Here is a 15,035-nt window from a genome sequence, read left to right as displayed (position 1 = left end):
CAGTCTGTTCGACGACCGGCTTTCGAGGCCGGCTTGGGCAGTACATGGTTCTGCCGTACACGGTCGCGAAGATCCGGATTCTGTAGATAGGGGGACTTCGAACGACCTATTAAAACATGACTGTGAATGAGTGATTAGGAGTACGTTATGAAAAGCTATAAGAATGCATCAAACGCAATCGGAATGTGCAGGGTGGCGATTGCAACCGCCGTGACCTTATATGCGGGAATGGCTTGTGCCCAGTCGAATCAGGAGACGATGCACACTGCGCCAATGGGGAAAGGAGAGGTAAGTTCCTTGCGTCTGCTGCTGGCGCAGAATCCCACGCAAGATTGTCCTGAAACCGCGACGCTGGGTTGCCGAAAGGACTTGGGTGGTCCACAGGCCTTGATCGGCAGTGGGCAGGATGCGGAGGGGTTCGGTGGGACAGTTGGTCCGCAGAGTGCATTCGGCGCCAGCACCGCGCCGGGCGGCACCAACGGCGCGGCCGCGGGAAGCCAGGGGTCAGGGAGTGGCGGAGCCGGCGATACGGGGTCCGGCAGTGCGGGCAACGGTGGCAAAGGAAGTGGTGGTTCCGGCACTGGCGGGTCGGGAAGTCATGGTTCGGGTAGTGGGGCTGCGGGTGGCGGGTCCGGCAGCGGTGGTTCTGGCAGCGGTGGTTCTGGCAGTGGTGGTTCTGGCAGTGGTGGTTCTGGCAGTGGTGGTTCTGGCAGTGGTGGTTCTGGCAGTGGTGGGTCCGGCAGTGGTGGTTCGGGCAGTGGTGGGTCCGGCAGTGGTGGTTCGGGCAGTGGCTGTGCCGGCGACGGCGGACATGGCGACGGCGGTCACGGCGACGGCGGACATGGTGACGGCGGACATGGTGACGGCGGACATGGTGACGGCGGTCACGGCGACGGCGGACATGGCGACGGCGGACATGGTGACGGCGGCCACGGTGACAGCGGTCACGGCGAAAGCGGTCACGGCGACAGCGGCCATGGAGAAGGCGGCCACGGCACCGGCGGCCATGGTAACGGCGGCGGTGGCCACGGCTCAGGCGGCTCCGGCTCCGGCTCCGGCTCCGGTGGCTCCGGCGGCGGTTGCGGTGGCGGCCATGGCGGCCACTAAGTCATCAAACGGGCTCTAGAGCGCCCGGGCAAAGCAGAAGCATCTTCGCGTTACGTTGTCGCGAAGATGCTTCATTCCATACACGTTAGCTATCCGAAGTGAATCTAACGAAGGCCCAATCCAGCGCGGATCAAACCGCAGAATTTACGCTGGACACGCCCGGGTATTCCTCATTCCCATCGGAGCCGGCTCAATACAGTCCGCGAGTTTAAGACGGACGCTCACATCGCGCGTCCCAGATCGATCAGATCGTCCCGAACAGCGCTCTCGGACGGTCCTTGAGCGTGCCCGTCAACAACCGTAACGCGCTGACCAGTTGATCGCGGCTCGTCGCGCACGCGAGGTTGATGCGCACGCCGTGTTCGATTTCGGAGCGGTCCACGGCAAACGCCGACGACGGCATCACCACCACGCCGCGCGCCTTCGCGTTGGCGGCGAAATCGTCGGCGCGCCATGGCGGCGGCAACTTCAGCCACACGAACATGCAGGCCGGGTCGGTCTGCAGCCATTCCTGCGGCAGCAGTTCACGCGCGAGGTCCTGGCGTGCGCGAATCTCGGCGAGCTGCGCATCCATGATATGGCGCGCGGTGCCGTCTTCGATCCAGATGGAAGCGATCAGCATCGACATCGGCGCCGGCATCCACGCGGTCGTGCGAACCGCCTCCGCACACAAGGCCGAGCTGTCCGGCGGACTCAGCAGATAGCCCAGCCGCAGGCCGGGTGCGAGAATCTTCGAGGTCGCGGCAATGTGGAACGTCAGCTCCGGACACAGGCTCGCGAGGGTCGGCAGGCGCTGCGACACGAGCGGCCCGTAGACATCGTCTTCGATAATCGCGACGCCATGCCGGCGCGCAATATCGACGAGCGCCATCCGGCGTTCGAGACTCATGGTCGTGACGGTCGGGTTCTGCAGATTCGGCACCGTGAAGATCGCCTTCACCGGCATGCGCCGGCAGGCACGCTCAACTTCGTCGGTCAGCAAGCCGTCGCGGTCGCTAGGAATGCCAACGATTTCAAACTGGAACACCGGCGCGAGCGCTTTCAGTCCGTAGTAGGTGAGTTGATCGGCAAGGATCACGCCGTCCGTGCCGATCAGGCTGTTCAGCACGGCATACAGGCCGTGCTGCGCGCCGCTCGTGACCACCACATGATCGATGGATGGCTCGAAACCCGGCGCGGCCATCCAGCGGGCGCCGGCGGCGCGCGCCCAGGCCGGTCCTTGCGGCGGCTGGTATTCCTGCAATTGCGCGTAGCGCGGATCGTGCGGCAAGTCCGCCAGCGTGCGCGCGAGACAGGTCAGAAATTCGCCGGTGGCGGGCCGGTTCACGGTCAGATCGATCAGCGCATTGCTCGTGGCGTGGGCGGGTTCGACGCTCGGCATCGCGCCGCCCGTCACCAGCGAACCGCGCCGCTTGCTGCCGATCACCAGCCCGCGCAGTTGCAACTCCTTGTACGCACGCGAAACCGTCGACACATTGATGCCCAGCTCGGTAGCGAGTTGCCGCTGGGGCGGCAGGCGGCTTCCCGGCGGATACACGCCGCTGCGGATCTCATTCTCGATCGAACTGGACACCTCGACATACGTCGAGCGCTTCGCCTGGGCCGGCGCGCCGTTGGCGGCGCGGCCTGCGTGTTTGCCAGAAGCCATAAGAACGAATGTCTCCATACAAAACCAGCTTTGTCCGCGATTGTGCGGAGTTTGGGCGATTCTATACCACGTCTGCCCTGCTGTAACGTCTTCCAGCACGCCGCCACATGGCCCGGCGGCTACACCGCACGCACCTGCCTCAAACCATCCAGGGAAAATGCCAGGACCACACAATGCACGTTTTAATTGCACACAAAAAAATATTGTGTGATTCTAGGTGTCATGGTTTGTCTGGTGGCGGACGTATCGGGACGCCGCTGGACGATCTCCTGGAATCTGTCAGCCGGAGTTTTTCATGCGCTTTCCGCCGTCCCTCGAGCCACATGGCACGCCGCAGACGGGGCATCCGTGATGCCGGAGATCGCTATCGTGGGCGCGGGCTTCATCGGTCTTGCGAGCGCCGCGGCGCTGATGCGCGACGGTCATCGCGTCGTGCTGTTCGATCCGTCGGGTGTCGGGCAGGGGGCGTCGTTCGGCAACGCCGGGACCTTTGCGCATTACGCATGCATTCCGGTGAACAACCCTTCGGTGTTCCGCGATTTACCGCGCTTTCTGCTCTCGAACCAGAGTCCGTTTCGGTTGCGCTGGGGATATCTGCCGCAGCTTGCGCCGTGGCTCACGCGTTTCCTGATCAGCTCGCTGCCGCGCCGTTACGAGGCGAGCGCGGCTGCGCTGGCTGCTTTGCTGGGTCGTGCCCAGGACGGTTATGCGCCGCTGTTGGCACAGCCGGAACTGGCGCGTTTCGTACGGCCGCGCGAGTGCCTCTATCTGTACTCGAACGCAGCTTCGTTCGACGCCGCGCAGGCCGCGCTCGGTCTGCGGTCGAAGCTAGGTGTCGCTTTCGATGTGCTGGCCGGCAACGATATTCGCGCGCTCGAACCGTCGCTCGCGCCGATTTTCGAGCGCGGCGTGCTGTTCAAGGACAGTTGGCATTTTTCCGATCCGCAGGGCTTCTTGCAGGCGCTGTATGAACGGCTCGCGGCACAAGGGTTGAAGCTGGAGCGCTCAAGCGTCAGCGCGGTACAGCCGTCCGCGGACGGCGCCACGCTGACGGTCGACGGCGTCGCGAGACGCTTCAGCCATGCCGTGATTGCCACCGGCGCGCGCTCCGCGCAGTTCGCCCGGCAATGCGGCGATGCCGTGCCGCTCGATACCGAGCGCGGTTATCACGTGCGCTATCCGGGCGCGCAGCAACTGATTTCGCGGCCGGTCGGCTGGGCCGAGCGCGGCTTTTACATGACGCCGATGAGCGATGGCCTGCGCGTCGCCGGCACGGTCGAACTGGGCGGTTTCAACGAGACGCGCAATCGTGCGCTGCTCGACCTGCTGACGTTCGCGTCGAAACGCGCATTGCCCACGCTCGCGACGCCCGACAACCACTGGCTCGGCTTTCGTCCGAGCCTGCCGGACGGCGTGCCGGTGCTGGGCCGCTCGAGCGCCGGCGCCCGCGTGATCTATGCATTCGGCCATCAGCATCTTGGACTCACGCTGGCGGGCATCAGCGGACGGATCGTGGCCGACCTCGTCGCGGGACGCGCGCCGCCGCTCGAGCTCGCGCCGTATGCGGCGACGCGGTTCTAAAACGTTTTAGGGCAAGCACCAGAGGACGGTATCGAGGCGTCGCGCATCGAACCGGTTCACCGACATCACGCGCGACGTCATATCTCGCAAGGAGCGCATCATGAATCGCCGCTATTGGCTGTTGAGTTTGGCCGTCTGCGCGCTGGGCACGCAGGTGGCGCCGTCGTGGGCCGCCGATCCGGAAGTCGTCAAGATCGGTTTTGTCGGACCGTTGACCGGCCCGGTGGCCCGCGTCGGCAAGGATTTGCAGTACGGCGCGCAACTGGCGCTCGACGAAGAGAACGCCAGGCATCCGACGGTCGGCGGCAAGCCTGTCACCTTCGTGCTCGACGTGCAGGACGATCAGGCGGACCCGCACGTCGCGGTGCAAGTTGCGCAGAAACTGGTCGACGACGGCGTGGTCGGCGTGATTGGCCACTACAACTCAGGCTGCAGCATTCCGGCCTCCGCGGTCTACCACCAGGCTGACGTCGCGATGATCACGCCGGGCTCGACCAATCCGGATCTGACCAAACAGGGTTTCAAGAACGTGTTTCGTACGATGGGCCACGACGGCATCGGCGGCGTGGTGGCGGGTCACTTCGTGGTGGAGCAGATGAAGGCGAAGCGCATCGCCATCATCGACGATCGCACGGCGTTTGGCGAGGGCCTCGCCAACGCCTTCGAAAAAGGCGTCAAGGAAGCGAACGGCAACGTGGTCGATCGCGAGTTCACCAACGACAAGGCCGTCGATTTCCGCTCCATCCTGACCACCCTGAAGAGCAAGAACGTCGATCTGATTTTCTTTGGCGGACTGGACGAGCAGGGCGCGATGCTGGTCAAGCAGATGCGCTCGCTGGGCATGAACGCGCAACTGTTCGGCGCGGGCGCCTTGAAGAGCAACGCGTTCCTGCAGATCGCCGGCGCGGCGGGCGACGGTACGCAGGATCTGGAGCCGGGACCGGCCCTCGACAAGCTGCCCGCCGCGCTGGACTTCGGCAAGCGCTACAAGGCGCGCTTCAATCAGGATGTCGAACTGTATGCGCCGTTTGCCTATGACGCCGCGCTCGCGCTGATCAAGGCGATTCACAGCGCCGATTCGCTCGACCGCGCGAAGATCGTCGACAGTCTTGCGAAGGTCACGCTTACCGGCGTGACAGGCAAGATTACCTTCGACCCCTATGGCGACCTGATCAAGCCGCCGTACACGCTGTTCCAGGTCGAGCAGGGGCAGTGGAAGAGCATCAGGACGGTCGGCGGCAGCGGCGCCTAGCAAGCGCCCCGAGCGCCCCAAGCTCCGCCGGCCGCGCGGCTAGCCCACACTGCCTAGTCGGCACTACCGGTCCGCGCGGCCGGCGCCGAAGCCCCGACCGCTGCGGACGCCGCCTGAGCCGTCGCCTTATCCGAATCGCGCGGGTTGCGCGGATCGTGCAATGCGCCGTCCGACCAGCCGCCGCCCAGATCGCCGATCAGCGAAGCCGCATCGGCGAGCCGCGATTCCTGCACGCTCAACGCGGTTTGCTGATTGCTCAACTGAGTGGCCTGGGCGGTCGCCACCGTGGTGTAGTCCACGGTGCCGGCCTGGTATTCGTTGAAGGCGATTTCGGTGCCGCGGGTCGCGTCGCGCACCGCGGCATCCAGTGCATCGGCCTGCTGGCTCAGGATGCGCAAGCCGGACAGATCGTTTTCGACATCTTCGAACGCGGTCAGCACGGTGCCGCGGTAGTTCGCGACCGCCGCGTCGTAGGCGGCTTTGGCCGCCGCCACTTCGCCGCTGCGCTCGCCGCCGTCGAAGATCGTTTCCGTGGCGCTGCCGCCTAGCGACCATACGTAGTTGGCGATATGCAGCAGGCCGCCCAGCGGCGACTGCGTGAAGCCGTCCAGCGCCGAGAGCGACACCGTCGGGTAATACGCGGCCACCGCTACGCCGATCGCCGCATTCTCCGACGCCATCTGGCGCTCGGCCGTGGCGATATCGGGGCGGCGCTGCAGCAGCGTGGACGGCACGCCGACCGGAACCGACGGCAAGCTGGGCATCGTGGGGTTGAACGGAATGTCCAGGTCTTCGGGGTTCTTGCCCACCAGCACGGCAATCGCATGCGCGTACTGCGCGCGCGCCACGCCGAGCGCGATCAGGCTGGACTGCGCGGTTTCGAGCTGGGTACGCGCGGTGATCAGGTCGGACGGCGCGATGGTGCCGTACTTGTCCTGATTCGAGACCACGTCCAGAAAGTGCTGATACGCTTTGACGGTGTCCTGCAGCAGCGCGATATTGGCGTCGCTGGTGCGCAACTGGATGATCGTGGTCGCGAGCGTCACCTGCTCGGAGAGCGTGGCGTTCGCCAGCGTCGCTTCGCTCGCCTGGGCGGTGGCGGAATTCTCTTCGATCGTGCGGCGCACCGAACCCCACAGATCCGGCGCCCAGCTCACATTGCCTTCGAGCGAGCCCGAGTTGGTCGTGTAAGCCCGGCTCGCCGTCGAGGTTGTCGAGCTGGTGGCGCCGCGCGCGCGGGTGGCCGAGCCGGTCACGCCAACCGTCGGGAACAGCCCGGCACGCGCCACTTTCACTTCGGCCAGCGCTTCCTGATAGTTCGCGTAGTCCTGGCGCACGGTCTGGTTGGAGACCTCGACCAGCGGTTCGAGCTGGTCGATCAGCGGATCGTTGAAGCCGGTCCACCATGCGCCCTTGGGTCCGGCGGCGGCCGGCTCGGCCTGGGTCCAGCCCGGCAGCTCGCGGTAGGTCGCCGGTACGCTGACCTGCGGCCGGTGATAGTCCGGGCCGACCATACAGCCACTCAGCAGCAGCGCGATGGAAGCGGCCAGCGGTTTGGCCAGCGGTTTGCAGTCAATCTTCATCATCATGCCTTCGTATCCGTTTGCCCCGATTGCCGCGGCGGCCCCATTTGTTCGGCCTGGCGGTTCCATGGCAGTCCCGAGGACCACCTGACGAGCCTGGAGCGCAAGCGGTCCAGGTACAGGTAAATCACCGGCGTCGTGTACAGCGTAAACACCTGGCTCAGGATCAGGCCGCCCATCACCGTGATACCGAGCGGCTGGCGCAGCGACGCGCCCTGGCCGATGCCGATCGCGAGCGGCACCGCGCCGAGTACGGCGGCGAAGGTGGTCATCATGATCGGCCGCAGACGCACGACGGCGGCGCCATGAATCGCTTCCTTGGCCGGCAGCCCTTCGTTGCGCTGCAACTGGATCGCCACGTCCACCATCATGATGCCGTTCTTCTTCACGATACCGATCAGAAGAATGATGCCGATCAGCGCGATCACCGAGAACGGCGTGCCGAAGATCAGCAAGGCAAGGGTGGCGCCGATGCCGGCCGAGGGCAGCGTCGAGAGGATCGTGAGCGGGTGGATCGAACTCTCATAGAGCACGCCGAGCACGATATACACCACCCCGAGCGCCGCGATGATCAGCAACGGGATGGTGCCCGTCGACTGCGCATAGGCCTGCGCCGCACCCGCAAACGCACCATGGATGCTGGCCGGCATGCCGATCTCGCGGGAGGCGGTATCGATCGCCGCCTGGGCCGTGCTCAGCGAGCCGTTGGGCGGCAGGTTGAACGAGATCGTCGCGGCCACCAGTCCGCTCTGGTGGTTCACCTGAGTCGAGGTATGGTTGTTCACGTAGCTCGACATCGTGGGTAACGGCACCATCGTTTCGGCCGAGGTGCTGTCCGCGCTGCCGCTCGAACTGCCGCCCTTGCTGTTCGAGATGCTGTTGGTGGTCGCGTTGGCCTCCGCATTCGAGTTCAGCGAGTTGGTGCTCGACGAACTCGAGGCAGTGCTGACCGCGCTCGCCGCTACCACGCCGGACACGGTGCCGCCCGGCATTTGGGTCTGCGCGGTGCCGGTCGCATTGCCCGCCGCCGTGCTCAGGTAAATCTGGCTGAGCGTCTGCGGATATTGCCAGTACTCCGGCGCCACCTCCATCACCACGAAGTACTGATTGAGCGGGTTGTAGATGGTGGACACGGTGCGCTGGCCGAACGCGTCGTACAGCACGTTGTCGATCTGGTTCGGCGCAAAGCCGTAGCGCGCCGCCGTGGAGCGGTTGAACGTGAGGTAGGTCTGCAGGCCGTTTTGCTGCAGGTCCGAGTTCACGTCGAGCACCTCGCCGCGCATCTTGCCGAGCGCGGTCACGAGCTTGGGCGTCCAGGCGAACAGCGCCGCGGAGTCTTCGCTCGTCAGCGTGTACTGGTATTCGGCGGCCGATTGCCGTCCGCCGATCCGCAGATCCTGCTGCGCCTGCATGAAGAGCCGCGCGCCCGAGACCGCGTTCAGCTTGGGCCGCAGACGGTTGACCACGTCGGTGGCGGACGCATGGCGCTGCGCCAGCGGCTTGAGTTCGACGAACACGTTAGCGGTGTTCAGCGCACGGCCGCCGGTAAAGCCCGCCACCGACTGCACCGCCGGGTCCTTCTGCACGATCTCCTGCAACTGGGCCAGCTTCTTTTCCATCGCCGTGAACGAGATGCTCTGGTCGGCGATGATCTGGCCGATCAGAATGCCGGTGTCCTGCTCGGGGAAGAAGGTGCCGGGCAGCAGCTTGAGCAGGAACACGTTGGCGACGAGCAGGCCGATCAGCAGCAGGATCACCAGCAGCGCGTGGTCGAGCGCCGCCGTGAGCGAACGCGAGTAGGCGTTCTTGAAGCGCTCGAATTGCGCCTCGACCCACACCGCCCAGCGCGCCTGCGAGTGGCCGGCGCGGTCGCGGCTCAGCACATAGGCGCACATCGCCGGCGTGACTGTCAGCGAGATCACGAGCGAGATCAGGATGGCGACGGACAGCGTCACCGCGAACTCATGGAACAGCAGGCCGACGATGCCCGGCATCAGCAGGATCGGCAGGAACACCGCGATCAGCGAGAGGCTCATCGAGATCACGGTGAAGCCCACTTCGCCGCTGCCTTTGAGCGCGGCTTCCTTCGGACTCAGGCCCATTTCGAGGTGGCGCGTGATGTTTTCCAGCACCACCACCGCATCGTCCACCACGAAGCCGGTGCCGATGGTGAGCGCCATCAGCGACAGGTTGTCGATGCTGTAGCCGAGCAGGTACATCGGCCCGAAGGTGCCGACGATCGACAGCGGCAGCGCCACCGCCGGCACCAGCGTGGCGCGCGGCGACTGCAGGAAGACGAACACCACGCCCACGACGAGCAGCACGGCGATGAACAGCGTGCGTTCGGTGTCGGCCACCGAGGAGCGCACCGATTCCGAACGGTCCACCGCGACCTGCACATGGACGCTGTGCGGCAGCGTCGCCTCGATCGCCGGCAGCACGTTGCGGATCTGCGCGACGGTATTGACGACATTGCTGCCGGGCATCGGATAGACGATCACCAGCACCGCCGACTTGCCGTTGTAGAGCCCGGCGTTGCGGATGTTTTCGTTGGAGTCCCGGACCTGGGCGACGTCGCGCAGCAGCACTGGCGAGCCGTTGCGGTACGCCACCACAAGGTCGCGGTAGGGCGCCGCCTTGGTGATCTGGTCGTTGGACAACACTACGTAGCGCTGGTCGCCCTGGTCGAGGTGACCCTTCGCGCTATCGGCATTCGCCGCGGCGATCGCCGCGCGCACGTCTTCGAGGCCGATGCCGTAGCTATTCAGCTTGCCCGGCTGCAACTCGACCCGCACCGAAGGCAACGCACCGCCGCCCAGCGTGATCTGACCCACGCCGTTGACCTGCGAGAGCTGCTGCTGGATCACCGAATCCGCGGAGTCGTAGAGCTGCGCCTTGGTGAGCGTGTTCGAGGTCAGCGCCAGCACCATGATCGGCGAATCCGCCGGGTTGTACTGGCGATAGGTCGGATTGCTGCGCAAGGTGGTCGGCAGGTCGGCGCGTGCCGCCTGGATGGCCGCTTCGACGTCGCGCGCCGCGCCGTTGATGTCGCGGTTCAGCCCAAACTCGACCACGATCATCGACGAGCCGACATAGCTGATCGAAGTCAGCTCTTCGACGTCGGCAATCGTGCCGAGACGCCGTTCGAGCGGCTCGGCGACGGTCGAGGCCATGATGTCCGGGCTCGCGCCGGCCATGTTGGCCTGCACCACGATCACCGGGAAGGCGATGTTCGGCAATGGCGCGACCGGCAGCCGGAAGTAGGCGAGCGCCCCCGAGATCAGGATCGCGACGGCCAGCAGCGTCGTCGCGACCGGGCGCCGGATGAATAACGCCGAGATGTTCAAGGCGTGTCCTCCGCCGTACCGGCAGGCGTACCTTCAGACGGATCCTGCGGCTTGTTGCGGTTGCGCCAGCGCCGCGTGCGCTCGGCCATGCGGTCGAAGAACAGATAGATGACCGGCGTGGTGAAGAGCGTGAGGACCTGGCTCAGGGCGAGACCGCCGATGATCGCAAGACCCAGCGGACGGCGCAGTTCGGAACCCGTGCCGGTGCCGACCAGCATCGGCAGGGCGCCGAGCATGGCGGCGAGCGTCGTCATCAGGATCGGCCGGAAGCGCAGCAGCGACGCCTCAAAAATCGCCTCGCGCGCCGGCTTGTGGTGATTGCGCTCGGCATCGAGCGCGAAGTCCACCATCATGATGGCGTTCTTCTTGACGATACCGATCAGCAGCACGATACCGATGATGCCGATCACGTCGAGGTCGCTGCCGGCGATCATCAGCGCCAGCAGCGCGCCGATCCCCGCCGAGGGCAGTGTGGAGAGAATCGTCACCGGATGGATGAAGCTCTCGTACAGCACGCCCAGCACGATATACACGGCCACCAGGGCGGCGATCAGCAGGTACACCTCGCTCGAGAGCGAGTCCTGGAACGCCTGGGCCGCGCCCTGCAGCGACGAGGTGATGGACGGCGGCAGATTGACCGCGGCTTCGGCCTCGTGAATCTGCTTCACCGCCGTGCTCAGCGACGCATCCTTCGCGAGGTTGAACGAGATGGTGACGGACGGGAACTGCGCCAGATGGCTGATCACGAGCGGCGACTTGACGATCTGGATCTTGGCGATCGCCGACAGCGGCACCTGGCCGGTGCTGCTGGTCTGGCTAGGCAGATACAGATTGCCGAGCGAGCCTACGTTAGGCAGCGACTCCGGCTTGGCGACGAGAATCACGCGGTACTGGTCCGACTGCTGGAAGATGGTCGAGACGATCCGTTGACCCAGCGCGTCGTAGAGGGCGTTGTCGATGGTCGCCGGGGTGATGCCGAAACGCGCGGCCAGTTGCCGGTTCACTTCGACGTTCACGCTCATGCCGTCGGTATTCATATCGCTTTGCACATCGGCGAGCGACGGAATCTTCTGCAGGCGCGCGATCAGTTCAGGCACGTACTTCTGGAAGGCCTGCTGGCTCGGTCCGCGCAGCACGAAACTGTACTGGTTCGGCGAGACCGTGGTGTCGAGCGTCAGATCCTGCTCCGGCTGCATATACAGCTTGATGCCGGGCACATTGGCGACTTCCGTCTGCAGGCGCCGCGCAATCTCCTGCGCGGTATCCGAACGCTTGTCGTGATCGCGCAGATTGATCAGGAAGCGGCCGTTGTTGAGCGTGGAGTTGGTGCCGTCGATCCCCACATAGGAGGTGAGGGAGACCACATCGGGATCTTTCAGGAGCTGATCGGCGAGCGCCCGCTGGCGCGTCACCATCGCCTTGTAGGACACCGAGTTGTCGGCCACGCTGATGCCTTCGATCACGCCGACGTCCTGCACCGGGAACAGGCCCTTCGGGATCACGATGTACAGGAAGCCGGTCAGCACGAGGGTAAGGACGAACACCACGAGCGTGAGCAACTGGTGATCGAGTACCCAGCGCAGGCCCTTTTCGTAGGCGGCGAGCGTCTTGTCGAAGAGCCCTTCGCTGATCCGCTCGAAGCGGCTCGGATGGCGCTCGGCCTGGGCGCGCAAGAGGCGCGCGCACAGCATCGGCACCACCGTCAGCGAAACCACCGCCGACAGCACGATGGTGACCGCGAGCGTCACCGCGAATTCGCTGAACAGACGCCCGATCACGCCGCCCATGAAGAGCAGCGGAATCAGCACGGCGATCAGCGAGATGGTCAGCGAGAGAATCGTGAAGCCGATCTGCCCGGCGCCTTCGAGCGCGGCCTCGAGCGGCGTTTTGCCCTCCTCGAGATAGCGCACGATGTTCTCGATCATCACGATCGAGTCGTCCACCACGAAGCCGGTGGCGATGATCAGCGCCATCAGCGAGAGGTTGTCGATCGAGTAGTTCAGCTGGTACATCACGGCCAGCGTACCGATCAGCGAAACCGGCACCGACACGCTCGGGATGATCGTGGCCGGCACGTTGCGCAGGAACACGAAGATCACCGCCACCACCAGCACGATGGCGAGCACCAGTTCGAGCGCCGCGTCGGAGACCGACGAGCGGATCACGCCGGTGCTGTCCGACACCACCGTGACCTTCATGCCGGCCGGCAGCGTCGATTCGAGCTGCGGCAACTGCTTCATGATCTGGTTGACGGTGGCGATCACGTTCGCGCCCGGCTGGCGCTGCACGTTCAGCACGATGGCGGGCGTGCCGTTGTACCAGGCGCCGCGCTCGACGTCCTGGGCGGCCGAGGTCACCTTCGCGACGTCGCGCATGAACACCGGCGCGCCGTTCTGGTAGGCGACCACCGTATCCATATAGTCTTTCGGATCGGAGATCTGGTCGTTGCCGTTGATCGTGTAGTCGAGGTCCGGCCCGTCGAAGTTGCCCTTCGGCTGGCTCACGTTGACGTAGCTGAGCAGGGTGCGCAGATCGTCGATATTCAGGCCGTAGGCGGCGAGTTTTTGCGGATCGGCTTCGACGCGAATGGCGGGCACGTTACCGCCGCTCGTCGTCACGACACCCACGCCCGACACTTCCGAAATCTTGGTGCCGAGGCGGTTGTTGGCGGCGTCCTCGAGCTGCGTGAGCGACATCGAGGTGGAGGTCACCGCGAGCGTCAGGATCGGCTGGTCGGCGGGGTTGACCTTGGCGTAGGTCGGCGGCGCGGGCAGGCCGCTCGGCAGGTAGCTGTTGGCCGCGTTGATGGCCTGCTGGACGTTCTGTTCGGCGACGTCGAGGTTCAGCGAGAGGTCGAACTGCAGCGTGATGACCGAGGCGCCGTCCGAACTATAGGACGTCATCTGCTGCAAGCCGGGGATCTCGCCCAGTTGCACCTCGAGCGGGGCAGTCACCGTGGTGGCCATCACATCCGGGCTCGCGCCCGGATAGAAGGTCTGCACCTGGATGGTCGGATAGTCGACGTTCGGTAGCGAGGAGACCGGCAGCACGCGTACCGCGACGAGGCCCACGAGCACGAGGGCGACCATCAGCAGCAGCGTCGCTACGGGTCTAAGAATAAACAGACGGGAGATATTCATCGGCGAATGGGTCCGCTTCTACGAAGCTGCGTCGGCTGAATCGGCAGAGGCCCCGGACGCCCCTGATGCGCCGCCCTGGGGCCGCTTGTGATGGGCATGGGCGCCGCTCGCGGCCCCCGCTTGCGCCGCCGATCCTGCCTCGGCGCCGGAAGCACCCGAGGCCGGCCGTGCAGCCGCTGCCTTGATCGGCGCGCCGTCGCTCAGGCGGTCGGTGCCGTCCGTCACCACGACGTCGCCGGCGGACAGGCCCGACGCAATCACGGTGTTCTTGCCGTCGCTCGGTCCCAGCGTGACCTTATGCACGGAGACGGTACTGTTGGCCGGGTTCACGAGGTACACATAGTCGCCCGGCGCGCCGGTCTGCACCGCCGGCGTTGGGACCAGCACGGCGTTCTGCAGCGTGTCGACCAGCAGCTTGACGTTGACGAACTCGTTCGGGAACAGCGCCTCGTCGTCGTTGGCGAAGGTGGCGCGCAAGGTCACCGTGCCGGTGGCCGTCGCCATCTGGTTGCTCACCGCGTACAGCGTGCCGGTGGCGATCTCCTTCGAGTTGTCGCTGCTGTAGGCCGTGACCGCCAGGTCGGCGCCGGTGCCCATGCGCTGCAGCACCTTGGCGAGCGAGTCCTGCGGCACGGTGAACTGCACCGTGGTCGGCTTCATTGTGGTGATCACCACGATGCCCGGCGAGGACGACGCCGTCACGTAGTTGCCCGGGTCGACCAGACGCAGGCCGACGCGCCCGGACACCGGCGCGGTGATCCGGCAATAGGTCAGATCGAGGTCGAACTGCGCAATGTTGGCGAGGTCCGACTTGACCGCGGCCTCGTCCTGCTGGACGAGAAACTGCTGGTCGACGAAGGTCTGCTCGGCGATCGACTTGTGCTCGTTCAACTGCGTATAGCGCGCGAGGTCGGAGCGGGCCTGGGCGAGCGAGGCCTGGTCCTTGGCGAGCGTGGCCTGGGCCTGCTGCTTGTCGATCTCATACTGGCGCGGATCGATCTGGGCGAGGAACTGGCCTTTCTGCACGTCCTGGCCTTCGTGATACCCGACGGCGGTCAGATAGCCGCTCAGTTGCGGCAATACCGTGACGGTCGCGGTCGGCGTTACCGTGCCGAGTTCGCTCAGCGTTTCCGGCATCGAGCCGAGTGTCGCGGCGGCCGTGGTCACCACTTGCGGCGGCGCGCCGCGCACCGGCTTCTTCTGGTGCAGCACGTGCAGGACCACGACTGCAATCAGCACCAGCACGATGACCGCGATCAGGACGAGCCTGAGGCGCGAGCGCTTCGGCTTCGTGGACACGGCTTCGCTCATATTCTTCTCCGAAAACTTTTATTGCTATTGAAGATTGGTTTGGTCCGGCCCAACCTGGCCGGACCG

The 15,035-nt window shown here is 65.3% G+C and carries 8 protein-coding genes; 3 read left to right on the top strand and 5 right to left on the bottom strand.

What is annotated here, in order from left to right; genetic code table 11:
- Window positions 1-598: 598 nt before the first annotated feature.
- Window positions 599-1,126, top strand: a complete 528-nt coding sequence (locus tag BUS12_RS39675; RefSeq protein ID WP_074299272.1) for a hypothetical protein — start codon at window positions 599-601, stop codon at window positions 1,124-1,126.
- Between the two features lie 225 nt (window positions 1,127-1,351).
- Here the strand turns inward: BUS12_RS39675 and BUS12_RS21985 are convergent, their stop codons facing one another.
- Window positions 1,352-2,755 (bottom strand): aminotransferase-like domain-containing protein, encoded by a 1,404-nt coding sequence (locus BUS12_RS21985; RefSeq protein ID WP_074299270.1) that lies wholly within the window; start codon window positions 2,753-2,755, stop codon window positions 1,352-1,354.
- Between the two features lie 351 nt (window positions 2,756-3,106).
- Here BUS12_RS21985 and BUS12_RS21980 point away from each other — a divergent pair, with 351 nt between their 5' ends.
- Entirely contained in the window at window positions 3,107-4,336 is a 1,230-nt protein-coding gene (locus BUS12_RS21980; protein WP_074299268.1) for an NAD(P)/FAD-dependent oxidoreductase, read from the top strand.
- Between the two features lie 100 nt (window positions 4,337-4,436).
- Complete coding sequence (locus tag BUS12_RS21975; protein ID WP_074299266.1) at window positions 4,437-5,588, top strand: branched-chain amino acid ABC transporter substrate-binding protein; 1,152 nt, start codon at window positions 4,437-4,439, stop codon at window positions 5,586-5,588.
- 53 nt (window positions 5,589-5,641) lie between these two features.
- Here BUS12_RS21975 and BUS12_RS21970 read toward each other — a convergent pair whose 3' ends face one another.
- From BUS12_RS21970 to BUS12_RS21955, 4 genes are read right to left on the bottom strand one after another with little or no spacing between them, the layout of a single operon-like run.
- Window positions 5,642-7,177, bottom strand: coding sequence for an efflux transporter outer membrane subunit (locus BUS12_RS21970; RefSeq protein WP_074299264.1), 1,536 nt, complete (start codon window positions 7,175-7,177; stop codon window positions 5,642-5,644).
- Entirely contained in the window at window positions 7,174-10,518 is a 3,345-nt protein-coding gene (locus tag BUS12_RS21965) for an efflux RND transporter permease subunit (RefSeq protein WP_074299261.1), read from the bottom strand. The genes BUS12_RS21970 and BUS12_RS21965 overlap by 4 nt, the downstream gene beginning before the upstream one ends.
- Entirely contained in the window at window positions 10,515-13,658 is a 3,144-nt protein-coding gene (locus tag BUS12_RS21960; protein ID WP_074299259.1) for an efflux RND transporter permease subunit, read from the bottom strand. The genes BUS12_RS21965 and BUS12_RS21960 overlap by 4 nt, the downstream gene beginning before the upstream one ends.
- Before the next feature lie 18 nt (window positions 13,659-13,676).
- Complete coding sequence (locus tag BUS12_RS21955) at window positions 13,677-14,969, bottom strand: efflux RND transporter periplasmic adaptor subunit (RefSeq protein ID WP_074299257.1); 1,293 nt, start codon at window positions 14,967-14,969, stop codon at window positions 13,677-13,679.
- Between the last annotated feature and the right edge of the window lie 66 nt (window positions 14,970-15,035).

This window comes from Paraburkholderia phenazinium (assembly GCF_900142845.1).
In the GTDB taxonomy this organism is placed as follows: Bacteria; Pseudomonadota; Gammaproteobacteria; order Burkholderiales; family Burkholderiaceae; genus Paraburkholderia; species Paraburkholderia phenazinium_A.
Note: the sequence above shows the minus strand (reverse complement) of the source record. Positions and strands in the feature narration are given on the sequence as shown.

Excerpts from the sequence above, each read along its gene's own strand:
- BUS12_RS39675 (WP_074299272.1), top strand. The coding sequence starts at position 599 with ATGGTTCGGGTAGTGGGGCTGCGGGTGGCGGGTCCGGCAGCGGTGGTT.
- BUS12_RS21985 (WP_074299270.1), bottom strand. The coding sequence starts at position 2,755 with ATGGCTTCTGGCAAACACGCAGGCCGCGCCGCCAACGGCGCGCCGGCC.
- BUS12_RS21980 (WP_074299268.1), top strand. The coding sequence starts at position 3,107 with ATGCCGGAGATCGCTATCGTGGGCGCGGGCTTCATCGGTCTTGCGAGC.
- BUS12_RS21975 (WP_074299266.1), top strand. The coding sequence starts at position 4,437 with ATGAATCGCCGCTATTGGCTGTTGAGTTTGGCCGTCTGCGCGCTGGGC.
- BUS12_RS21970 (WP_074299264.1), bottom strand. The coding sequence starts at position 7,177 with ATGATGATGAAGATTGACTGCAAACCGCTGGCCAAACCGCTGGCCGCT.
- BUS12_RS21960 (WP_074299259.1), bottom strand. The coding sequence starts at position 13,658 with ATGAATATCTCCCGTCTGTTTATTCTTAGACCCGTAGCGACGCTGCTG.
- BUS12_RS21955 (WP_074299257.1), bottom strand. The coding sequence starts at position 14,969 with ATGAGCGAAGCCGTGTCCACGAAGCCGAAGCGCTCGCGCCTCAGGCTC.